We start from the raw sequence: 23,197 nt of genomic DNA, 5'->3' as shown, positions 1-23,197 counted from the left end.
TTTCATGAATGGCGGTAATTACAGAACTAAATCAGGCTGACTTTATGCCGTTTTTTTCAGCAGCGGCGAATAGTAAACCGTCCTCGGTCAGAAGATTTACTGATACATGGCCTCAATTTCATTCTGATAACGCTGAGAGATCACCTTACGCCGCAGCTTCAGCGTCGGCGTAAGCTCCCCCAGTTCCATCGAGAATGCCGCCGGCAACAGAGTGAATTTCTTTACCTGCTCGAAACGGGCCAGCTCTCTTTGCATCTCGCGCAGACGCGTCTCAAACATCTCGATAATCTGGCTATGGCGCAGCAGTTCCAGACGGTCGTGATATTTGATATTGAGCGATTTGGCATACTCTTCAAGCGATTCGAAGCACGGCACGATCAGCGCGGAAACAAACTTGCGCGCATCGGCGATCACCGCCACCTGTTCGATAAAACGATCCTGCGCCAGCGTGCCTTCCAGCATCTGTGGCGCAATATATTTACCGCCGGAGGTCTTCATCAGATCCTTCAGCCGCTCGGTGATAAACAGATTGCCGTGATCGTCTACCGCCCCGGCGTCACCGGTCTTCAGCCAGCCGTCGGCGGTAAACGCCTGCGCGGTTTCCAGCGGTTTATTGAAGTAACCGCGCATGACAATCGGGCCGCGCACCTGAATCTCGTTCTCTTCGGCGATGCGTACCTCAACGTCAGACAGCGGTTTGCCGATAGAGCCGAAGCGGAAGTCGTGTTCTTCCCAGCAAGAAACGGTGGCGCAGGTTTCCGTCATACCGTAGCCATACTTGATATTTACGCCCAGCGCCTGGAAGAACAGGATCACATTATCGTCCAGCTTGGCCCCGGCCGCCGGCAGAAAGCGCACCCGTCCTCCCAGCAGACCGCGCAGTTTGCTGAGTACCAGCTTATCGGCCCAGCGATGCGTCTGAGCAAACAGCCGGCCGCCAGACGTACCGGCACGCTCCTGCAAGAATTTACGCTCACCGCAGCCAATCGCCCAGCGGAACAACAGACGACGCCACCACGGCGCGCGGGCGACTTTCTCATGCACCGCGCTAAAGATCTTCTCATAGAAGCGCGGCACGGCGCACATTACGGTTGGCTGCACCGCCGTCATTGCCTCACGCACCCAGTCGGTATTCGGCAGAAAAACATTCTGTGCGTCGGAATGCATGATAAAGAAGCTCCAGGCACGTTCAAACACATGCGACAGCGGCAGGAAACTGAGGGAAACATCTGCCTCGCCCACCGTCAGGCGCTCATCATGCTGATACAGCTGAGCCGCCATATTGCGATAGTCCAGCATCACGCCTTTTGGTTCGCCGGTAGTGCCCGAGGTGTAAATCAGCGTGAATAGATCCTGCAGTTCACGACCGTTGATGCGCTCATCCAGCTGCGCCTGATAACGCTCGACGTCCGCGTCTCGCTCCAGTTGGTTCAGGTAACAGGCAATCTCGCAGCCGTGCAGCTCCACCGCGTCGTTAAAGGCAATAATCTGCGTCAGCTGCGGGCAAACCCCACGCAGCGCAATGGCGGCATCCATTTGCGCCTGATCGCCGACAAACAGAATGCGGATATCAGCATCATTCAAAATAAACGCCGCCTGCGCGGCGGTATGCGTCGCATACAGCGGCACGCTGACCGCACGCAGCTGCAAAATAGCCAAATCGGTTAATGACCAGGCCATGCTGTTGTTGGCAAAAATTGCCACGCGCTCCTGCACTTCAACGCCTAACGCCAGCAAAGCGCTGGCGATATGATCCATATGCGTGCCGACCTGCCGCCAGCTCAGGCGGGTTTCCCCTTCTGGCGTCCATTGGCGAAAAGCAATGCATTCGGCGCGCTGGCTGCGTTGCTGCTGGATACGCTGGATCAGATGGTAGTGCTGTAAATGTCTGGTCATAAAGCCTTAAGCCTGAAACGGATCAATCGGTTAGCGGTAGCCGGGCGTCGACGCCCCAAAATCTCAGCTTACACGTGTTTACTTTTTTCCGCGCAGTCTACCGACTCTCTGATTGAGGGGGAAGAAATTTCAGCGTCGTTCTGTGAGCTCAAACGCCGGGTAAATCCGTTGAACGTGATGCAAAGCACGCGACAAGGAGAACGACAGTCTAAAAGCATTCCGCTACAGCGCCCTCACGATACCGAAACGCCCTGCCCCACAGATAGTACAAAATTCCATTATTTTATTAGATTGTAGTTTTTAGCTTTGAAGGGATAAAAATGAATCACTGCCGTACTGAAACAGGAAAATTCTAAATAAAAAACTCGATTAACTTATAAAACCGCTGAGGATAATAAAAAAATTAACCCGAGAGCGATCCCTCGGGTTAATTTCCCACCTGTTAACGCAGCGCTTCAGATTCGCTAAGTACAGACTTCATCCACTGATGTCCTTTATCCCGTTCGGCAGACTCGTGCCAAGAGAGATAGCAAGTCACCTGTTTTTTATCCAGCGGTAAAGGGAGTAATTTCAGCTGCAGGTTCGCCGCATACTGCTGGGCAAACCAACGGGGAGCAATGGCCAGCATGTCGGTACGGGAAACCAGATTCATCACGCTATATAAATCCGTACACTGCTGAGAGACAACACGTTGCATTGTGTCGTCGATATAATACGGACGGCTGAAAGAACAGAATCTTTCCAGAGAAACCACCGCATGCTGCTCCTGCATCAGCTGTTCACGCGTAATGCCGTTCATTATCCGCGGATGGGTTTCCGCGGCAACAATCACCAGCTCATCGTCAAACAGCGCATAACGCTTAAACTCGCCATGCTCAAAATACGTATAGCCAATAACAAACTCCATCTCCTGATAACGCAACTGATGCTCAATATTATTATTGAGGTACGATTTTATTTGCAGGCGGACATGAGGCGCCATTTCCTTAACGCTGTTGATGACTTTCGCCGTCAGGCGCAAATCCAGCGGGCTACAAATGGAGATTGGGAAAATACGCTCGCTGGTCAAGGCATCAAACCCGGCCCCCGGCAGTTCATTTTGCACCAGCTGTAGCGCCTGGCGAATCGGCCCGAACAGCTGTCTGGCACGCATTGTCGGCTGGATGCCGCGCCCAAAACGCACGAACAGCTCATCGTTAAACATCACTTTCAACCGGGCGACCGCATTGCTTACCGCAGGCTGTGACATACCAAGTACATTCGCCGCACGCGTAATATTTTGCATTTGCATCACAGCATCAAACACGGTGAGCAGATTAAGATCGACGCTGCGCAGATGAATATCGCCGCCCCCCTTCCCTAAGACATTTCCCGATTCATATCCAGACATATCCAACTCCACTAAGTCCTATGTAGATAACTTCACCGACGCACCACTAAGAATGGTGTCAGAAATAGCATTCCATTTTCCCTATCGGTAAAGTTAGTCCTCTTGGGGAATTATCCATAAAAGATAAAACCCAAGAATCATCCAATATAAATACAACACTAAAATTTATGCCAACTACTTTATCGGCCCCATTGAAAAAACGTCATAAATCTCAATAGGAATAAGCCGAAACGGTGATTAAAAAAACGCCCCACACAAGATGAATCAGAACATAAAAATAGGCAATGGACAATCACACAATATTAAAAGCAGTGATTTTTAGGACAGTTATATTCCATACCTGTCGATTATATACGCTTAGCCATTCCCTCACTCTATTTATTATAATAATGAATTAAAATTATGAATGGTTCACCTCCGGGATATGCGCCAACCATCGCGAAGTGGTTAAATATTACCCCACCCCACTCCAGAATCAACGCCATATCTCACTATTCAATTCATTTATGCTAAGGCCGTCCCAATTCCAATACTCTTTTAAACTAACAACCGATTTTTTTTCAACATTATCTGCTGTTGAATAGCGCGGGAACGCATCAGGCTTAATTCAGCATGGGTTTTAAAATCAGGTGTTGACATCGCCTGAGCGATAACGTATCAAATTAGGCAACGCAAACATTTTAGAGAAGTGGAATCACATGATCCGTATTACTCGTCTACTAGGCCTACTACTAAACGCATCTTCTTTGCGCGGTATGCCAGTGGGCGGCGATCGGTCCTGATTCAGCCACTCAGCTATAACAAACCCGCGCTACTGCGCGGGTTTTTTTTTGCCCGCTTAGCGTGAAAAACACGATAAGGAACCAAGCGATGAGCCAACAAGTCATTATCTTCGATACCACATTGCGCGACGGTGAACAGGCGCTGCAGGCCAGCCTGAGCGTAAAAGAAAAGATTCAGATCGCGATGGCGCTGGAGAGAATGGGCGTCGACGTAATGGAGGTTGGCTTCCCGGTTTCTTCACCGGGTGACTTTGAATCGGTGCAAACTATTGCACGCCAAATCAAAAACAGTCGCGTCTGCGGCCTGGCGCGCTGCGTCGACAACGATATCGATGTCGCCGCCGAGGCGCTGCGCGTCGCCGAAGCGTTCCGTATCCACGTCTTCCTGGCCACCTCAACGCTGCATATCGAGTCAAAATTAAAGCGTTCGTTCGATGAAGTGCTGGAGATGGCCGTACGCTCGGTGAAACGCGCACGCAACTATACCGACGACGTCGAATTCTCCTGTGAAGACGCCGGACGCACGCCGATCGACAATCTGTGCCGCGTGGTTGAAGCAGCCATCAACGCCGGCGCCACCACCATCAATATCCCCGATACCGTCGGCTACACCACGCCGAACCAGTTTGGCGGCATTATCAGCACGCTGTACGATCGGGTGCCGAACATCGACAAGGCGATTATCTCCGTACACTGCCATGACGATTTAGGCATGGCGGTCGGCAACTCAATCGCGGCAGTGCAGGCCGGCGCCCGTCAGGTGGAAGGCACGATCAACGGCATCGGCGAGCGCGCGGGCAATACCTCATTGGAAGAGGTGATCATGGCGATTAAAGTGCGCCAGGACATCATGAACGTGCACACCAATATCAACCACCAGGAAATCTACCGCACCAGCCAGTTGGTCAGCCAGCTGTGCAATATGCCGATTCCCGGCAACAAAGCGATCGTCGGCTCTAACGCCTTCGCCCACTCCTCCGGCATTCACCAGGATGGCGTGCTGAAAAACCGTGAAAACTACGAAATCATGTCGCCGCAGACCATCGGTCTGAAAGACGTTCAGTTGAACCTGACCTCGCGCTCCGGCCGCGCGGCGGTGAAGCACCGCATGGAAGAAATGGGCTACAAAGATCAGGACTACAACCTGGACGATCTGTACGCCGCCTTCCTGAAACTGGCGGACAAGAAAGGCCAGGTGTTCGACTACGATCTGGAAGCGCTGGCGTTTATCAATAAGCAGCAGGAAGAACCGGAACACTTCAATCTGGGTTACTTCAGCGTGCAGTCCGGCAGCAGCATTATGGCCACCGCCTCGGTCAAACTGATGTGCGGCGACGAAGAAAAAGCCGAAGCGGCCACCGGCAACGGCCCGGTCGATGCGGTCTATCAGGCCATCAACCGCATCACCGACTTCCCGATCGAACTGGTGAAATATCAGCTGACGGCGAAAGGCCAGGGTCGCGACGCGCTGGGCCAGGTGGATATTGTGGTTTCCTACAACGGCCGCCGCTTCCACGGCGTCGGCCTGGCGACCGATATCGTCGAATCCTCCGCCAAGGCGATGATCCACGCATTAAATAATATTTGGCGCTCCCAACAGGTAGAAAAAGAAAAACAGCGTCTGCAGCAAACCAAACATCAAAATAATCAGGAAACGGTGTGAACATGACGAAGAATTACCATATTGCCGTCTTACCCGGAGACGGAATCGGCCCGGAAGTAATGGCGCAGGCAAAGAAAGTGTTGGAGGCGGTACGCCAGCGTTTTGATATCCGCATCACCACCAGCGAATACGACGTCGGCGGCATCGCCATCGACCGCCACGGCAGCCCGCTGCCGGCGGCGACGCTGAGCGGCTGCGAGCAGGCGGACGCCATTTTGTTCGGCTCGGTGGGCGGCCCCAAGTGGGAACATCTGCCGCCGGCGGAACAGCCGGAGCGCGGCGCGCTGCTGCCGCTGCGTAAACACTTCAAACTGTTCAGCAACCTGCGTCCAGCCCGCCTGTACCAGGGGCTGGAAAACTTCTGTCCGCTGCGCGCCGACATCGCCGCCGCCGGCTTCGATATCCTGTGCGTCCGCGAGCTGACCGGCGGCATTTACTTCGGCCAGCCGAAAGGGCGCGAAGGCCAAGGCATGCAGGAGCGCGCCTATGATACCGAGGTGTATCACCGCTTCGAGATCGAACGCATCGCGCGCATCGCCTTTGAATCGGCGCGCAAACGCCGCAATAAGGTCACCTCCATCGATAAGGCCAACGTGCTGCAAAGCTCGATCCTGTGGCGCGAAGTGGTGAACGAGGTTGCCAAAGATTACCCGGACGTGGCGCTGTCGCACATGTACATCGACAACGCCACCATGCAGTTGATCAAAGATCCGGCGCAGTTCGACGTGCTGCTGTGCTCCAACCTGTTCGGCGATATTTTGTCGGACGAGTGCGCAATGATCACCGGTTCAATGGGCATGCTGCCTTCCGCCAGCCTGAACGAAGCGGGCTTCGGCCTGTACGAACCGGCGGGCGGCTCCGCGCCGGATATCGCGGGTAAAGGTATTGCCAACCCGGTAGCCCAGATCCTGTCGCTCACCCTGCTGCTGCGCTACAGCCTGGAGGCCGGTGAAGCCGCCGATGCGATTGAGCGCGCCATCAACCAGGCGCTGGAACAGGGTTACCGCACCGCCGATCTGGCCGGCGACGGCAAGGCGGTCAGCACCGATGAAATGGGCGATATCATCGCCCGCTTTGTGGCACAGGGGGCATAACATGGCTAAGACGTTATATCAGAAATTGTATGATGCCCACGTGGTGTACGAAGCGCCGAACGAAACGCCGCTGCTGTATATTGACCGCCACCTGGTGCATGAAGTCACGTCGCCGCAGGCCTTCGACGGCCTGCGCGCCATGGGCCGCAAGGTGCGCCAGCCGGGCAAAACCTTCGCCACCATGGATCACAACGTGTCGACGCAGACCAAAGACATCAACGCCAGCGGCGAGATGGCGCGCATTCAGATGCAGGAACTGATCAAGAACTGCGCGGAGTTCGGCGTATCGCTGTATGACCTGAACCACCCGTTCCAGGGCATCGTTCACGTGATCGGCCCGGAGCAGGGCATGACGCTGCCGGGGATGACCATCGTCTGTGGCGACTCCCACACCGCCACCCACGGCGCCTTCGGCTCGCTGGCGTTCGGCATCGGCACGTCAGAAGTAGAACACGTGCTGGCGACCCAGACGCTGAAACAGGGGCGCGCCAAGACCATGAAAATCGAGGTCACCGGCGACGCGGCGGCGGGCATCACCGCCAAAGACATCGTGCTGGCGGTTATCGGCAAAACCGGCAGCGCCGGCGGCACCGCCCATGTGGTCGAGTTCTGCGGCAAGGCTATCGAAGCGCTGAGCATGGAAGGCCGTATGACGCTGTGCAACATGGCGATTGAAATGGGCGCCAAAGCCGGGCTGGTCGCGCCGGACGACACCACCTTCGCCTACCTGAAAGGCCGCCAGTTCGCGCCGACCGGCGATAACTGGGAACAGGCGGTCGCCTACTGGCGCACGCTGAAGTCCGATGACGACGCACAGTTTGACAGCGTGGTGACGCTGCGCGCCGAAGATATCGCTCCGCAGGTTACCTGGGGCACCAACCCGGGGCAGGTGATCGCCGTCAACCAGATCATCCCGGCGCCGGAGTCGTTCAGCGATCCGGTCGAACGTGCTTCCGCCGAAAAAGCGCTGGCCTATATGGATCTGCAACCGGGCATCAAACTGACCGAAGTGGCGATCGACAAAGTGTTTATCGGCTCCTGCACCAACTCACGCATTGAGGATCTGCGCGCCGCTGCGGCCATTGCCAAAGGGCGCAAAGTCGCCAGCGGCGTCCAGGCGATTGTAGTGCCCGGCTCCGGCCCGGTGAAAGCGCAGGCGGAGGCCGAAGGGCTGGATAAAATCTTTATCGAAGCCGGTTTTGAATGGCGTCTGCCCGGCTGCTCCATGTGTCTGGCGATGAACAATGACCGCCTGAACCCGGGCGAGCGCTGCGCCTCCACCAGCAACCGTAACTTTGAAGGGCGTCAGGGACGCGGCGGGCGCACCCACCTGGTCAGCCCGGCCATGGCCGCCGCCGCCGCCGTCAGCGGCCACTTTGCCGATATTCGTGAACTGCACTAAGGAGCATCACCATGGCTAAATTTACTCAACATACCGGCTTAGTGGTGCCTTTGGATGCGGCCAACGTCGATACCGACGCCATTATCCCGAAACAGTTTCTGCAGAAGGTGACGCGCACCGGCTTCGGCCAGCACCTGTTTAACGACTGGCGCTTTCTGGACGATGCCGGCCAGCAGCCCAACCCGGACTTCGTGCTGAATAAAGCGCGTTACAAGGGCGCCAGTATCCTGCTGGCACGGGAGAACTTTGGCTGCGGCTCCTCGCGCGAACATGCGCCGTGGGCGCTGACCGACTACGGTTTCAAAGTGGTGATTGCACCAAGCTTTGCCGATATTTTCTACGGTAACTCGTTCAACAACCAGCTGCTGCCGGTCACGCTGAGCGAGCAAGACGTGGATACGCTGTTCAAGCTGGTGGAAGCCAACGAAGGCATCGAGTTTACCGTCGACCTGGAACAGCAGACGGTGAACGCCGGCGGCCACAGCTACCCGTTTGAGATCGACAGCTTCCGCCGCCACTGCATGATCAACGGCCTGGACAGCATCGGCCTGACGCTGCAGCACGACGCGGATATCGCCCGTTACGAAGCCAATCAGCCGGCGTTTCTCAACTGATTCGGCCACGCTGACGCACAGCAGGGGCGGATATTCCGCCCCTGCTTCATCACCGGCCCCTCGCCGCCCTTACCAATATCCCAGCCACTTCCACCAGGCGGTGCCAATCGTCAGCCAAATCAGCAGGTTTACCACGCTCATCACCAGACCGGTTTTCCACCACTCGCCCAGCGTGCTGTAACCGGAGCCGAAAATAATCGGCGCGGTGCCGGTCGCATAGTGGGTCAGCGACATCATCAGCGAAGAGGAGAACGCCAGAATCAGGCCAAGCAGCGCCGGCGGCGCGCCAAGCGCCACGCCTGCGGCGAAGAAGGCGGCAAACATGGCGGTCACGTGCGCCGTGGTGCTGGCGAAGAAGTAGTGAGAATAGAGATACACCAGCGTCAGCAGCAGCGTGCCGCCCACCCAACTCATCCCCATATGCGCAATACCGGCGCCGACCGTCTGCGACAGCCAGTTAATCAGCCCCAGTTTGCCCAGATAGGTCGCCATCATCACCAGCGCGGAGAACCAGACCACGGTATCCCAGGCGCCCTTCTGCCTCAGGATGTCATCCCAGCTCAGTACGCCGCTGGCCAGCAAAATCGCCAGGCCGATCAGGGCGGCGGTGGTCGGGTTCACCGCCAGCGCCGGACCAAAAATCATCGCCGGAATACCGGCCCACAGCACCAGCAGCAGCGCAAACACCGCCAGCGTAATCTTCTCCGGCAGCGTCACCGGCCCCAGCGCCTGCAACTGCCGTTTGGCGAAGTTCGGCGCATCCGGGGTGCTTTTAATTTCCGGCGGATAGAGGAAATACACCACCAGCGGCATTACGATCAGCGAACAGAGGCCCGGCAACAGCGCCGCCAGCGCCCACATGCCCCAGCTCAGCTCCACGCTGTTGTGCGTGCCTTTGGCGATCAGGCTGACCACCAGCGGGTTCGGCGCGGTGGCGGTGATAAACATCGCCGAGGTGATCGGGTTGATGTTGTAGTTCACCAGCGCCAGATAGCGGCCGATCTTGCCGCTGGTGTTCAAGCCGGGGCTGGAGCCGAAGCTGTCGGCGATCGATTTCATAATCGGGTGGATAATCCCGCCGCCGCGCGCGGTGTTGCTCGGCGTCACCGGCGCCAGCGTGGTCTCCGCCAGCGTCAGCGCATAGGCGATGCCCAGCGTCTTTTTGCCGAACAGCGAAATAAAGTAATAGCCGATACGCCCGCCCAGCCCGGTTTTATTCAGGCTGAGCGAGATCATGATAGAGAAGCCGATCAGCCAGATCAGCGGATTGGAAAAGCCGCTCAATGCATCGCCGAGCGCCGCCCCCGGCTTGCCGGGGTTGGTGACGCCGGTCACCGCCACCAGCGCGATGGCGATCACCGATACCGCGCCAATCGGCATCGCCTTGCCGATAATGGCGATAATGGTGCCGATAAACAGCGCCAGCAGTTGCCAGGCGTTGGGTTCAACGCCCTCAGGAACCGGGATGACAAACCAGATAAGCAGCGTGGCGGCAACGGCAATCAGGGAGGGAACAGGCTTGAGCGGCGTTAGTTTATCCATAACATACCCACGAGATTCAACGGAGAGGCGCGGCGGCGACGTGGAGCAAAATCAACGACGCCGACGCCTTATGTCCGTTTAGCTTGCGACTATGGGCTAATGTTCTCAATGATTTACATCAATGTTAACGAAAATAGCGGTTAAACCTCCCGCACGCGGGCGCACAGCCACCAGGAGAGCGCCGCCAACGCCACCGCCAGCCAATACACCGCGTAGTGTCCCAGATTCTCCACCAGCGCCCCCTGCAGCACCCCGGCTAAAATGACGCCGGTGGAAATACTGTTGGTAAACATGGTGGTCGCCGCGCCGGGACGCCCCGGCATCAAATCCTGAAAATAGAGCATGCCGATGCCGGCAATAATGCCGATAAAGATCGCGTTGAACAACTGCAGGCCAATCAGCGCCAGTTTAGCGGTGAACAGCGTCAGTCCAAGATAAAACAGCAGGCCCGCCGCCACGGCGAACAGCATCATCCGGCGCTTGCCGAAACGCTTGACCACATAGCCCGCCAGCAGCATAGCCGGGATTTCCAGCCCGGCGGCGATGCCCATCAGAATGCCGGCCAGCCGCTCCGGCAGCCCGAGATCGCGGGTGATATACAGCGGCATATCGATGATATACATGGTGTTGCAGGTCCACATCAGCATCGAGGCGACAAACAGCCGGCGCACGTCGCGGTTGCGCCAGGCGCTGGGCGGCGCGACCGGCGTCACATTCAGGCTGCCGGTTTGCGCCTCGCGCGGCACCGAAGGCAGGCAAAACCCCACCAGCAGCGCGCTGACAACGAAGATCCCCGCGGCGATCAGGAACATGGTGGTAAAACCGTAATTGAGCGCCAGCATAAACGACAGCGGCGGGCCGATGACCCAGGCCAGCGACAGCTGGGCACGCATCACCGAGCTGAACATCACCACTTCACGGCCGCTGCTGTCGGCATATTCCCGCGCCAAGGCGAAAATCTGCGGCATCGCGGTATTGGCCAGCGCCGCCATCAGCACGCCGGCAGTAATCAGCGTCAGATAGTCGCGGTTAAAGGCGAACAGCAGGCAGTTGCCTACCGCCATCAGACAGCAGCCTAAAATCAGCTTACGCCTGTCGCCGCGGGTGTCCGAGCGTTTGGCCAGCAGGAAGCTCACCACGATGCCGGCCACCGCGTTGACGGTATAAAACAGCCCGACCCACAGCGGCCGCACTTTGACTTCCGAAGTCAGAAACAGGCTGAGCGTCGGCGTCTGCAACGCCCCGGCGATACCGGCCAGAAAAGCGACGGCAAGGAATGCGGCGAAAACGGGGTTAAAACGGCGTAGCGACCAACGGTTATTCATAGCGGCATTCCTGAACAAGGCGAAAACGGCGCAATAAAAAAATCAGCGTAGAAGAAGTCAGCGAATAGTAAAAGCACCGCCCGACAACGGCAATCACCCGCCGCAAATAAAAATGCCAGTGGGTCGCCCCACTGGCTGGTGAAAAGCACCATTACTCAGAAACACTTGGTCTCCCCAGGTTTTCAGGCGTCGCCTGAAAACCCACGGATAGCGGGGAAAGATCAGAGGCGCTTGCGATAGGCTTCATCGCTCAGCGTCGGCATATCCCACTGGGTTAAATGGGACAATATTTCCAGCCTGGCCTGCTCCGGCACCAGCCGGGTCAGCCAGTCGGCGTGCTGGCGGCGAACGGCGGCGAAATAGCGCTGATAAAACTGTTTCGACAATAAAACGTTCATAAGCCCGCCCTCCTCTCTTTCGTCTGAGCAAATTATCGGCGTAATATAGGGAAAGATAAATTGTCGGATTACTGTCGGGGAGTTCCTCTTTTATGTCCACGCCACGCCTGCAACAGCAGTTTATTCGTCTCTGGCAACGCTGCCAGGGCGAAGCCCGCGATACCACGCTGCAGGAGCTGGCCGACGCGCTCAGCTGTTCGCGCCGTCATGTACGCTCGCTGCTTGGCGCCATGCAGCAACAGGGGTGGCTGACCTGGCAGGCAGAGGCCGGGCGCGGCAAGCGTTCGCGGCTGGAGTTTCACTACACCGGCCTGGCGCTGCAGCAACAGCGGGCGGAAACGCTGCTGGAACAGGATCGCATCGACCAGCTGGTGCAGCTGGTCGGCGATAAAAAAGTGGTGCGACAGATGCTCCTGTCCCAACTGGGACGCAGTTTCCGCCAGGGTAAACATATCCTGCGCGTGCTCTACTACCGGCCGCTGTCCAATCTGCTGCCCGGTTCGGCACTGCGCCGTTCGGAGACGCACCTGGCCCGGCAGATTTACAGCGGCCTGACGCGGATAAATGAGGAAAACGGGGAACTGGAGTCCGACCTTTCCCACCACTGGCAGGCGCTGACCCCGCTGCACTGGCGCTTCTATCTGCGCCCCGCTATCCACTTTCATCATGGACGCGAGCTGGAGATGGAAGACGTTATCCAGACGCTGACGCGCCTGACGTCGCAGCCGCTGTTCGCCCATATCGCACGCGTCGACTCGCCGACGCCCCATGTGATCGATGTGCATCTGCACAGCCCCGATTACTGGCTGCCTTGGCTGCTTGGCAGCGTGCCGGCCATGATTCTGCCGCAGGAATGGCGCACTCTGCCGGATTTTGCCCGCCATCCGATCGGCACCGGCCCGTACAGCGTGGTGCATAACCAGCAGAGCCAACTGAAGATCCAGGCGTTTGACGATTACTTCGGCTATCGCGCCCTGATCGATGAAGTGAATATCTGGGTCCTGCCGGATATTACCGAAGAGCTGATGCACTCCGGCGTGCAGCTGCAGGCCGACGATACCGGCAAAAATGAGCTGGAAAGCCGGCTGGAGGAAGGCTGCTACTTTCTGCTGTTCGACCGGCGTTCGCCCGTCGGCGACGATCCGGCCATCCGCAGCTGGCTGTGCGAACTGCTCAATCCTATTGCCCTGCTGAACCTCTCCGGGCCGGTCAGCCAGCGTTACTGGTCGCCGGCCTACGGCATTTTGCCGCGCTGGCACCATAACCGCGAACTGACCCAGAGGCTGAAACCCGCCGCTCTGCGCCGGCTGACGCTGACCTACTACGGCGAACACTCGGAGTTCAACGCCATCGGCGACGCCCTGCAGCCGCTGCTGGCGCAGCACGGTGTAGAACTGACGGTCAATATCGTCGATTACGACGTCTGGCACCGGGGAGAGGCGCAGAGCGATCTGTGGCTCGGCAGCGCCAATTTCACCCTGCCGCTGGAATTCTCACTGTTCGCCACCCTGTATGAGCTGCCGCTGCTGCAACACTGCATGAGCGAAGATCTGGCGCAGGACGCCGCGCTGTGGCGCGACAACCGCCTGCCGCTGGCGGAGTTCTGTCGCCGGCTGGTCAGCCAGCATCAGTTGCATCCGCTGTTCCATCACTGGCTGCAGCTGCACGGCCAGCGCAGCATGCGCGGCGTACGGATGAATACGCTGGGCTGGTTCGACTTCAAATCCGCCTGGTTCGCGCCGCCGGAGACATAAGCATCTTTCGCCGGCGGCGCTAACTCTTTACAATAGCGCCGTCTCAACGGGGTGCGGAACAAGGTTTTCGCTGAGAGCAAACCCGTCGAACCTGAACCGGCTAATACCGGCGGAGGGATTTGAGTGCCAGCCAACCGGCTCCCCAGGAGCCCCTCAGATGCCTTTGCTGCCCTAACTATCAGGAGTGCAAAGTGATCAAGAAATTCCTGCCTTGCCTGTTGCTGCTGGCCGCCGCGCCGGCGCTGGCGAAAGACACGCTGACGGTTTACACCTACGACTCCTTCGCCGCCGACTGGGGCCCTGGCCCGGCAATCAAAAAAGCCTTTGAGGCCGACTGCAACTGCGAACTGAAATTCGTGGCGCTGGAAGACGGCGTCTCACTGCTTAATCGTCTGCGGATGGAAGGCAAAAACAGCAAGGCGGACGTGGTGCTGGGGCTGGATAACAACCTGCTGCAGGCGGCGCGCCAGACCAGACTGTTCGCCGCCAGCACGGTGGACCACTCGCGGCTGAACGTGCCCGGCGGCTGGCAGGACAGCACCTTTATCCCCTATGACTACGGCTACTTCGCCTTTGTCTACAACAAAGACCGGCTGAAAAACCCGCCGAAGAGCCTGAAAGAGCTGGTGGAAAGCGACCAACCATGGAAAGTGATCTATCAGGATCCGCGCACCAGCACCCCGGGTCTCGGCCTGCTGCTGTGGATGCAGAAAGTCTATGGCGACGCCGCGCCGCAGGCCTGGCAGAAGCTGGCGAAGAAAACCGTCACCGTCACCAAAGGCTGGAGCGAAGCCTACGGTCTGTTCCTGAAAGGAGAAGGCGATCTGGTGCTGAGCTATACCACTTCGCCGGCCTACCATCTGCTTGAAGAGAAAAAAGACGCTTACGCCGCCGCCAACTTCAGCGAAGGGCACTACCTGCAGGTCGAGGTCGCCGCTAAATTGCAGGCCAGCCGCCATCCGCAGCTGGCGGAGCGCTTTATGCAGTTTATGCTGACGCCGGCGTTCCAGAACGCCATCCCGACCGGCAACTGGATGTATCCGGCGATCAAAACCCCTCTGCCGGCCGGCTTTGCGCAACTGCCGGTGCCGCAGACCGCGCTGCAATATGGCGCGGATGAGGTGGCAAAACAGCGAGGCAACTGGATCCGTTCATGGCAAAGCGCCGTCAGCCGTTAATCCCCCACTGGCTGTGGCCGGGGCTGCTGGCCTCCGGCCTGATTCTGCTGGTGGCCGCGCTGGCCTTCGGTTCGCTGCTGAACCATGCGCCGCACAGCGACGCCCTGTCGATATGGCAGGATGACTACCTGTGGCACGTGGTGCGCTTCACCTTCTGGCAGGCGCTGCTGTCGGCGCTGATCTCGGTGCTGCCCGCCATCCTGCTGGCGCGGGCGCTGTACCGCCGCCGCTTCCCCGGCCGCGCGTTGCTGCTGCGTTTATGCGCCATGACGCTGGTGCTGCCGGTGCTGGTGGCGGTGTTCGGCCTGCTCAGCGTCTACGGCCGGCAGGGCTGGCTGGCGGCGCTGTGCGCCTGGCTGGGGCTCGACTATCAGTTCTCGCCTTACGGCCTGCAGGGGATTCTGCTGGCGCATATGTTCTTCAACCTGCCGCTGGCGACCCGCCTGCTGCTGCAGGCGCTGGAAAACGTGCCGGTTGAACAGCGCCAGCTTGCCGCACAGCTGGGCATGAACGGCTGGCAGCAGTTCCGCTTTGTCGAATGGCCGGCGCTGCGCCGGCAGATACTGCCGGGCGGCGCGCTGATCTTCATGCTCTGCTTCGCCAGTTTCGCCACCGTACTCTCGCTGGGCGGCGGGCCGCAGGCCACCACCATCGAGCTGGCCATCTACCAGGCGCTGAGCTACGACTATGACCTTAGCCACGCCGCGCTGCTGGCACTGATCCAGCTGGCCTGCTGTCTGGGGCTGGTGATGCTCAGCCAGCGTCTCAGCCAGGCGCTGCCGGTGGGCGCAACGCAGGCGATTCAATGGCGCAACCCGCAGGACAGCCGCCGCCGGCGTCTGACCGATGCGCTGCTGATCGTCGCCGCTCTGCTATTACTGCTGCCGCCGCTGCTGGCGGTGGTGGTCGACGGCGCCAATCAGGCAATCGCCAGCGTGCTGCAGCAGCCGGCGCTGTGGCAGGCGCTGTTCACCTCGTTGCGCATCGCCGTCGGCGCCGGCCTGCTATGCCTGCTGCTGACCATGATGCTGTTGTGGAGCAGTCGCGAGCTGAAACTGCGCCAACAGCGACGCTGGGGCCAGGCGCTGGAACTGAGCGGCATGCTGATTCTGGCGATGCCCGGCATCGTGCTGGCTACCGGCTTTTTCCTGCTGCTGAACGACACCGTCGGGCTGCCGCAGTCGCCCTATGCGCTGGTGATCCTGACCAACGCGCTGATGGCGGTGCCCTATGCGCTGAAAGTGCTGGAAAACCCGATGCGCGACGTGGCGGAGCGCTACAACCCGCTGTGCCTGTCGCTGGGCATGCAGGGCTGGCGGCGGCTGCGCTGGATCGAACTGCGCGCCCTGCGTCGCCCGCTGGCACAGGCGCTGGCCTTCGCCTGCGTGCTGTCGATCGGCGATTTCGGCGTGGTGGCGCTGTTCGGCAACGAGCAGTTCCGCACCCTGCCGTTCTATCTTTACCAGCAAATCGGCGCCTATCGCAGCAATGACGGCGCGGTCACCGCCCTGTTATTGTTGCTACTGTGCTTCCTGCTCTTTACCCTGATTGAACGTTTACCGGGCCGCGATGATAGAACTTAACCAACTGACCTACCTGTATGAGCACCTGCCGATACGCTTTGATCTCCGCATCCGCCCGGGCGAACGCGTGGCGGTGCTCGGGCCGAGCGGCGCGGGGAAAAGCACCCTGCTCAGCCTGATTGCCGGCTTTCTGAGCGCGGACGGCGGCAGCCTGCGTCTTGACGGCGACGACCATACCCGCACGCCGCCGGCGCAGCGGCCGGTGTCGATGCTGTTTCAGGAAAACAATCTGTTCGCCCACCTGACGGTGGAACAAAACATCGGGCTGGGGCTGGATCCCGGTCTCAGGCTGAACGCCGGGCAAAAACGGCAGCTGGCGCAGATAGCCGATCAGGTCGGCCTGACGGAACACCTGCCGCGCCTGCCGTCGCAGCTCTCCGGCGGCCAGCGCCAGCGCGCCGCGCTGGCCCGCTGTCTGATCCGCCAGCGGCCGATTCTGCTGCTGGACGAACCTTTCTCTGCGCTCGACCCGGCGCTGCGCGGCGAGATGCTGCAATTGCTGGATACGGTGTGCCGACAGCGCGAACTGACGCTGCTGATGGTGTCGCACAACCTGGACGACGCCGCGCGCATCGCCCCGCGCACGCTGCTGGTGGTGGACGGCCGCATCTATTATGACGGCCCGACGCAGCCGCTGCTGGACGGCAGCGCCCCCGCAGCGCATATCTTGGGCATCAACGGAAAAGCGTGATCTGACGCGCGTTTTTTATGCTGCGGCAATAAAGCGGTTGTGCGAATTTTGCACCTGTGCTTTTATAAAATCCTGAGTTTTTTACTGATGATAAGGTTCCCTGTGATCGCATCCTCGCTGACTTCGACCCTACTAGTTACCGCGCTACCAGCCGCGGTGGTCGTCGTGCGTGTGGTGGTGGTCGTCGGCAATGCGCCGTAGGGTCCGAATCAACGCATCGATTCCCAAACCCCGCCGGCGCAAACCGGGCGGGGTTTCTTGTTTTAGCACCCTGCCCGCCAAAGCTCACCGGCCTTGAGAAAGGACAGGAACATGGCAATTACGGGCACGCCTCACGCAGGCAAACGCTTTACCGGCGCGCAGCTGATCGTTCATCTGCTGGAGCGTCAGGGCATCACCACCGTCGCCGGCATTCCCGGCGGCGCTGCGCTGCCGCTGTATGACGCGTTAAGCCAAAGCGCCACCATCCGTCACGTGCTGGCGCGTCACGAACAGGGCGCCGGTTTTATGGCGCAGGGCATGGCGCGCGCCAACGGTAAAGCGGCGGTCTGCATCGCCTCCAGCGGCCCGGGCGCCACCAACCTGGTCACCGCCATCGCCGACGCCAAGCTCGACTCCATTCCGCTGGTGTGCATTACCGGCCAGGTGCCCTCCTCAATGATCGGCACCGACGCCTTTCAGGAAGTGGACACCTACGGCATGTCCATCCCGATCACCAAACACAACCATCTGGTACGCGACATCCGTGAGCTGCCGCAGGTAATCTGCGATGCGTTCCGCATTGCCGAATCCGGCCGCCCCGGCCCGGTGTGGATCGACGTGCCGAAGGATATTCAAACCGCCGAGATTGAGCTGGACCAGTTGCCGCCGCTGGCGCAGCCAGACGCCGCGCCGGCCTTCAACCCCGCCGACGTGGCCCGGGCGGCGGCGATGATCAATCAAGCCCAGCGGCCGATTCTCTATCTGGGCGGCGGCATTATCTGCGCCGACGCGCACCGCGCCGCGCTGCAGCTGGCCGAGCGCGCCAGCCTGCCGACCACCATGACGCTGATGGCGCTGGGCGCCATGCCGGTCGACCATCCGTTATCGCTGGGGATGCTGGGCATGCACGCCGCGCGCAGCACCAACTTTATCCTGCAGGAGGCCGATCTGCTGGTGGTGCTGGGCGCGCGCTTTGACGACCGCGCTATCGGCAAAACCGAGCAGTTCTGCCCGAACGCCAAAATCATCCACGTAGATATCGACCGGGCGGAGCTGGGCAAGGTAAAACAGCCGCAGGTGGCGATCCACGGCGATGTCGGGCAGGTGCTGCAACAGCTGCTGTCGCAGATCGACGCCCAGCCGCGCAGCGCCTGGCTGAATACCGTCAACGACCTCAAGCGCGAATTTCCGTTCAGCATGCCGCACGCCGACAAACCGCTCAGCCATTACGGACTGGTGCTGGCCGCCGCGCGCTGCGTGGATGAAAACGCCATCGTCACCACCGACGTCGGCCAGCATCAGATGTGGGTGGCGCAGGCCTATCCGCTGCGCCGTCCGCGCCAGTGGCTGACCTCCGGCGGGCTGGGCACCATGGGCTTCGGTCTGCCGGCGGCGATCGGCGCGGCGCTGGCCGAACCGCAGCGTAAAGTGCTGTGTTTTTCCGGCGACGGCAGCCTGATGATGAACATTCAGGAGATGGCCACCGCGGCCGAGCACCATCTGGACGTCAAAATCATCCTGATGAACAACCAGGCATTGGGACTGGTGCATCAGCAGCAAACCCTGTTCTATCAGCAGCGCATCTTTGCCGCCGCTTATCCGCAGCGTACCGATTTCCTGACCATTGCCGCCGGCTTCGGGCTGGACACCTGCGACCTGAACGCCGCCGCCGATCCGCAGGCCGCATTGGCGGAGGCCATTGCGCGTCCCGGCCCGTGCCTGATCCACGCGCTGATCGACACTAACGAAAAAGTCTTCCCGATGGTGCCGCCGGGCGCCGCCAACATCGACATGATTGGAGAATAAGCCATGCTACAACCCCAACAGAAATCACAGGTCATTCTCGAACTGGCGGTCCGCAACCATCCCGGCGTGATGTCGCACGTCTGCGGCCTGTTCGCCCGCCGTGCGTTTAACGTGGAAGGCATTTTGTGTATGCCGCTGAAAGACGGCAGGCAGAGCCGCATCTGGCTGCTGGTGGCCGATGACCAGCGGCTGGTTCAGATGATCAGTCAGGTGGAAAAGCTGGAGGATGTGCTGCAGGTAAAACGCCACAGCGAAGACCTGCGGGTGTTTGAACAGCTGGAAGCGTTTTTCCAGTAATGAAACGGGGCGGAACACTCCGCCCCCCAGATTACCCGGCCAGCACCTGCCACAACAGATGGCGGTATACCGGCATCAGCGGCTGCTGGCTCATCAGGTAACAGCAGACAGCGGCGGCGATCCAGCCGACCACGCAGGCCATACGCAGCCGCAGCGGCGTCAGCCAGCGGCTCAGTCGGTCGCTGCCGCGTTTGTCTTCCCGCCACCAGCGCCAGCTGAGCCAGGCGGCCAGCCACAGCAGGACTATCGAACCAAACAGCAGCCACTTAAACAGCGCGCTGTTGTCCGAGGACGGAATATCAATCGCCACCCCCGCCAGAATGCCGGGGAAGAAGTAGACCGGCGGCCAGGTAATGCAGCCGATAATATTCGGCAACGCAAATTTATACGGCGGTAAATCGAGCATGCCGGCCACCATCGGCACCAGCGGCCGCGTCGGCCCGACGAAACGCCCCAGCAGCACGGTAAAGATGCTGTGCTGATGCAGCGCATGTTCGGTGCGGTCAAGCATCGCCTTATGCTTCTGCAGGAACGACCAGCGGTGCAGCGGCTCTTTAAACGCCCGGCCGATAAAATAGGAGATCCAGTCGCCGAGGAAACAGCCGATGCCGCCGGCCGCCCAGGCCAGATACAGATCCACCTGGCCGCTGCCGATCAGTGCGCCAACGCTGGCCATCATCACGGTGCCCGGCAGCAGCAACCCCACCAGCGCCAGCGATTCCAGGAAGGTCACCAAAAAAATGACCATCAGAGTGAAAGCCAATGATTGAGCGAGCAAATGTTGTAAATAGGCTTCCATCAAACCTCTGTTCGTTATCTAAAGCGCCTGGGCGAAGGATTGTCCGGTGCAGGCCAGAGTGAGTCAACTCCTGAATTGTATGCGTTTTTGGCAGCGCGGCCACAGGGGATGCAATACTGTATAAAAAACCATGTTATACTTTACGTCTGACAACGCATCGGCGCCGCCCGCGCGATGCCTTCCTATTCGGCTACGCAGATAAATACCGCCTTGAACGATAACGCCGCATCCCCGATGCAGGGTTTCCTGCTCACCCGCCACTGGCGCGATACGCCAGCCGGTACCGAAGTCGAATTCTGGCTGGCGACGGATCGCGGCCCGCAACGGCTGCGCCTGCCGCCGCAGACCTCGGTAGCGTTTATTCCCGCAGAGCAGCGCCAGCGGGCGGAACTGCTGCTGCGCGGCGAACGGCACTGGGAGCTGAAAGCGTTGCCGCTGCAGGATTTTCACGCCCGACCGGTGCTGGGGCTGTATTGCCGCCAGCATCGTCAGCTGATCAAGCTGGAAAAAGTGCTGAAGGAGAACGGCGTCAGCGTCTATGAGGCCGATATCCGTCCGCCGGAGCGCTATCTGATGGAGCGCTTTATCACCGCGCCGGTCTGGTTCAGCGGGCGCTCCGGCGGCGACGGCGTATGGCTTAACGGCCAGATGAAGCCGGCGCCGGACTACCGTCCGCAGCTGAAACTGGCATCGCTGGATATTGAGACCACCGCCCACGGCGAACTGTACTCCATTGCGCTGGAAGGCTGCGGCCAGCGGCAGGTATATATGCTCGGGCCGCCCAACGGCGGCAGCGAGCCGCTGGATTTCGCGCTGGAGTACTGCACCAGCCGGCCGCAGCTGCTGGAGCGCCTGAACCAGTGGCTGGAGCGCCACGACCCGGATGCCATCATCGGCTGGAACCTGATCCAGTTTGATTTGCGCGTGCTGCAAAAACACGCCGAACGCTACCAGATCCCGCTGCTTTTCGGCCGCGGCGGCAGCCCGCTGGAGTGGCGCGAACACGGCTTTAAACAAAACCACTTCTTTTGCTCCGCCGCCGGCCGGCTGATTATCGACGGTATTGAAGCGCTGAAGTCCGCCACCTGGAACTTCCCCTCCTTCAGCCTGGAATACGTGGCGCAGACCCTGCTGGGAGAAGGCAAGTCCATCGATAACCCCTACCAGCGCATGGCGGAAATCGACCGGCAGTTTGCCGAAGATAAACCGGCGCTGGCGCGCTATAACCTGAAAGACTGCGAGCTGGTGACGCGGATTTTCGCCGCCACCGAACTGCTGCCCTTCTTACTGGAGCGCGCCACCGTCACCGGGCTGGCGGCGGACCGCAGCGGCGGTTCGGTAGCGGCCTTCAGCCATCTGTATATGCCGCGCATGCATCGTCAGGGCTACGTGGCGCCCAACCTCGGCGAACTGCCGGAAGAGCACAGCCCCGGCGGCTTCGTGATGGATTCACAGCCCGGCCTGTATGACTCGGTGCTGGTGCTGGATTACAAAAGCCTGTACCCCTCGATCATCCGTACTTTCCTGATTGATCCGGTCGGGCTGGTGGAGGGCATGCAGCACCCGGACGATGCCGATTCGGTGCCCGGCTTTCGCAACGCGCGCTTCTCACGTAGCAAACACAGCCTGCCGGCGATCGTCAGCCAGATCTGGCAGGGGCGCGAACAGGCGAAACAACAGCACAACAAGCCGCTGTCGCAGGCGTTGAAAATCATTATGAACGCCTTCTACGGCGTGCTTGGCGCCAGCGGCTGCCGCTTCTTCGATCCCCGGCTGGCGTCATCGATCACCCTGCGCGGCCATGAGATCATGCGGCAAACCCGGGAACTGATCGAAGCCCGCGGCTATCAGGTAATTTACGGCGATACCGACTCCACCTTCGTCTGGCTGAAACAGGCGCACGACGAACAGCAGGCGACGCAGATCGGCCGCGAGCTGGTGCAATATGTCAATCAGTGGTGGCAACAGCATCTGCAGCAGAACTACCGGCTGACCAGCGCGCTGGAGCTGGAGTTTGAAACCCACTACAGCCGCTTTCTGATGCCCACCATCCGCGGCGCGGAACAGGGCAGTAAAAAACGCTATGCCGGCCTGATCGCCAGGCCCGGCGCCGAACCGCAGATGGTGTATAAAGGGCTGGAAACGGTGCGCACCGACTGGACGCCACTGGCGCAGCAGTTCCAGCAGCAGCTATATCAGCGTATTTTCCTGCGCCAGCCGTATCAGGACTTTGTGCGCGACTACGTCGCCAAAACGCTGGCCGGCGAATTTGACGATCAGCTGGTATACCGCAAACGCCTGCGGCGCCAGTTGGACGACTATCAGCGCAACGTGCCGCCGCACGTCCGGGCGGCGCGCATCGCCGACGACTATAACCGCCGGCAGGGTCGCCCGCTGCAGTACCAAAACGGCGGCTGGATCAGCTATGTGATCACCCTGGCCGGGCCGGAGCCGCTGGAAACGCAAAGTTCGCCGCTCGACTACCAACATTACCTGGAGCGCCAGCTGCAACCGGTGGCAGACGCTATACTTCCCTTCCTGCACGATGATTTTACCACCCTGGTTACCGGGCAGATGGGATTGTTTTGATACCAGCACGGATCGGGAAAACCCCACGGAACGGGCGTGTTAGGACAGAATGCGGGAAGATAAAATTCCTCCGGTTTTGCAGGTGACGAACGCGCCGCCTTCCATTACCATAGCGCCCTTCCCAAATTCTTAACCACTGACCATGCCGTCTTGCGACGTCCGCATGGAGTGAACAGCTATTGCCCGCCCAATC

The 23,197-nt window shown here is 59.6% G+C and carries 19 protein-coding genes and 1 riboswitch; of the genes, 13 read left to right on the top strand and 6 right to left on the bottom strand.

Annotation, left to right across the window (positions count from 1 at the left end):
- Nucleotides 1-96: 96 nt before the first annotated feature.
- Together CLM71_RS03435 and leuO are read right to left on the bottom strand one after the other, a co-directional pair.
- Nucleotides 97-1,896 (bottom strand): long-chain fatty acid--CoA ligase, encoded by a 1,800-nt coding sequence (locus CLM71_RS03435; protein WP_105229759.1) that lies wholly within the window; start codon nucleotides 1,894-1,896, stop codon nucleotides 97-99.
- Nucleotides 1,897-2,338: 442 nt separating this feature from the next.
- The gene (leuO, locus tag CLM71_RS03430; RefSeq protein ID WP_105229758.1) at nucleotides 2,339-3,286 is read right to left on the bottom strand and encodes a transcriptional regulator LeuO; all 948 of its coding nucleotides are present in this window, start codon (nucleotides 3,284-3,286) and stop codon (nucleotides 2,339-2,341) included.
- A gap of 698 nt (nucleotides 3,287-3,984) precedes the next feature.
- Between leuO and leuL the strand changes: the two genes are divergently transcribed.
- From leuL to leuD, 5 genes are all read left to right on the top strand, one after another.
- Nucleotides 3,985-4,068, top strand: coding sequence for a leu operon leader peptide (gene leuL, locus CLM71_RS24425; protein ID WP_111737729.1), 84 nt, complete (start codon nucleotides 3,985-3,987; stop codon nucleotides 4,066-4,068).
- Between the two features lie 88 nt (nucleotides 4,069-4,156).
- Nucleotides 4,157-5,731 (top strand): 2-isopropylmalate synthase, encoded by a 1,575-nt coding sequence (gene leuA, locus CLM71_RS03425; protein WP_105229757.1) that lies wholly within the window; start codon nucleotides 4,157-4,159, stop codon nucleotides 5,729-5,731.
- 2 nt (nucleotides 5,732-5,733) lie between these two features.
- The gene (leuB, locus tag CLM71_RS03420) at nucleotides 5,734-6,825 is read left to right on the top strand and encodes a 3-isopropylmalate dehydrogenase (RefSeq protein WP_105229756.1); all 1,092 of its coding nucleotides are present in this window, start codon (nucleotides 5,734-5,736) and stop codon (nucleotides 6,823-6,825) included.
- A gap of 1 nt (nucleotide 6,826) precedes the next feature.
- Nucleotides 6,827-8,227 carry a 3-isopropylmalate dehydratase large subunit gene (gene leuC, locus CLM71_RS03415; protein WP_105229755.1) on the top strand — a complete coding sequence of 467 codons (1,401 nt, stop codon included), beginning with the start codon at nucleotides 6,827-6,829 and terminating at the stop codon, nucleotides 8,225-8,227.
- A gap of 11 nt (nucleotides 8,228-8,238) precedes the next feature.
- A complete protein-coding gene (gene leuD, locus CLM71_RS03410; protein WP_105229754.1) occupies nucleotides 8,239-8,841 on the top strand; it encodes a 3-isopropylmalate dehydratase small subunit in 603 nt (200 codons plus the stop codon).
- A gap of 69 nt (nucleotides 8,842-8,910) precedes the next feature.
- Here the strand turns inward: leuD and CLM71_RS03405 are convergent, their stop codons facing one another.
- From CLM71_RS03405 to sgrT, 3 genes are all read right to left on the bottom strand, one after another.
- Nucleotides 8,911-10,383, bottom strand: coding sequence for a DASS family sodium-coupled anion symporter (locus tag CLM71_RS03405; RefSeq protein ID WP_105229753.1), 1,473 nt, complete (start codon nucleotides 10,381-10,383; stop codon nucleotides 8,911-8,913).
- A 140-nt stretch (nucleotides 10,384-10,523) separates the two neighbouring features.
- A complete protein-coding gene (locus CLM71_RS03400) occupies nucleotides 10,524-11,708 on the bottom strand; it encodes a sugar efflux transporter (RefSeq protein WP_105229752.1) in 1,185 nt (394 codons plus the stop codon).
- Nucleotides 11,709-11,929: 221 nt separating this feature from the next.
- A complete protein-coding gene (gene sgrT / locus CLM71_RS03395; RefSeq protein ID WP_105229751.1) occupies nucleotides 11,930-12,106 on the bottom strand; it encodes a glucose uptake inhibitor SgrT in 177 nt (58 codons plus the stop codon).
- A gap of 92 nt (nucleotides 12,107-12,198) precedes the next feature.
- On the opposite strand from sgrT, the gene sgrR reads away from it, so the two are divergent.
- The 7 genes from sgrR to ilvN all read left to right on the top strand — a co-directional run bounded on the left by sgrR (nucleotide 12,199) and on the right by ilvN (nucleotide 19,616).
- Nucleotides 12,199-13,860: an HTH-type transcriptional regulator SgrR gene (gene sgrR, locus CLM71_RS03390; protein WP_105229750.1), complete on the top strand. Its 1,662-nt coding sequence runs from the start codon at nucleotides 12,199-12,201 to the stop codon at nucleotides 13,858-13,860.
- Nucleotides 13,861-13,897: 37 nt separating this feature from the next.
- A riboswitch (TPP riboswitch) is annotated at nucleotides 13,898-13,996 on the top strand.
- Between the two features lie 55 nt (nucleotides 13,997-14,051).
- Nucleotides 14,052-15,038 carry a thiamine ABC transporter substrate binding subunit gene (gene thiB / locus CLM71_RS03385; RefSeq protein WP_105229749.1) on the top strand — a complete coding sequence of 329 codons (987 nt, stop codon included), beginning with the start codon at nucleotides 14,052-14,054 and terminating at the stop codon, nucleotides 15,036-15,038.
- A complete protein-coding gene (thiP, locus tag CLM71_RS03380) occupies nucleotides 15,014-16,621 on the top strand; it encodes a thiamine/thiamine pyrophosphate ABC transporter permease ThiP (RefSeq protein WP_105229748.1) in 1,608 nt (535 codons plus the stop codon). The genes thiB and thiP overlap by 25 nt, the downstream gene beginning before the upstream one ends.
- Complete coding sequence (gene thiQ / locus CLM71_RS03375; RefSeq protein ID WP_105229747.1) at nucleotides 16,608-17,312, top strand: thiamine ABC transporter ATP-binding protein ThiQ; 705 nt, start codon at nucleotides 16,608-16,610, stop codon at nucleotides 17,310-17,312. Before thiP ends, thiQ begins: the two co-directional genes overlap by 14 nt.
- An 87-nt stretch (nucleotides 17,313-17,399) precedes the next feature.
- Nucleotides 17,400-17,513, top strand: coding sequence for an ilvB operon leader peptide IvbL (gene ivbL, locus CLM71_RS03370; RefSeq protein ID WP_154747116.1), 114 nt, complete (start codon nucleotides 17,400-17,402; stop codon nucleotides 17,511-17,513).
- Nucleotides 17,514-17,624: 111 nt separating this feature from the next.
- Nucleotides 17,625-19,319 carry an acetolactate synthase large subunit gene (ilvB, locus tag CLM71_RS03365; RefSeq protein WP_105229746.1) on the top strand — a complete coding sequence of 565 codons (1,695 nt, stop codon included), beginning with the start codon at nucleotides 17,625-17,627 and terminating at the stop codon, nucleotides 19,317-19,319.
- 3 nt (nucleotides 19,320-19,322) lie between these two features.
- A complete protein-coding gene (gene ilvN, locus CLM71_RS03360) occupies nucleotides 19,323-19,616 on the top strand; it encodes an acetolactate synthase small subunit (protein ID WP_105229745.1) in 294 nt (97 codons plus the stop codon).
- A 31-nt stretch (nucleotides 19,617-19,647) separates the two neighbouring features.
- Here the strand turns inward: ilvN and CLM71_RS03355 are convergent, their stop codons facing one another.
- The gene (locus CLM71_RS03355; RefSeq protein ID WP_105229744.1) at nucleotides 19,648-20,415 is read right to left on the bottom strand and encodes a DedA family protein; all 768 of its coding nucleotides are present in this window, start codon (nucleotides 20,413-20,415) and stop codon (nucleotides 19,648-19,650) included.
- Between the two features lie 234 nt (nucleotides 20,416-20,649).
- Here CLM71_RS03355 and CLM71_RS03350 point away from each other — a divergent pair, with 234 nt between their 5' ends.
- Nucleotides 20,650-23,004, top strand: a complete 2,355-nt coding sequence (locus CLM71_RS03350) for a DNA polymerase II (protein ID WP_105233213.1) — start codon at nucleotides 20,650-20,652, stop codon at nucleotides 23,002-23,004.
- The last annotated feature ends 193 nt before the right edge of the window (nucleotides 23,005-23,197 follow it).

It is taken from the genome of Serratia sp. MYb239 (assembly GCF_002966855.1).
GTDB classification, from domain to species: domain Bacteria; phylum Pseudomonadota; class Gammaproteobacteria; order Enterobacterales; family Enterobacteriaceae; genus Serratia_B; species Serratia_B rhizosphaerae.
Note: the sequence above shows the minus strand (reverse complement) of the source record. Positions and strands in the feature narration are given on the sequence as shown.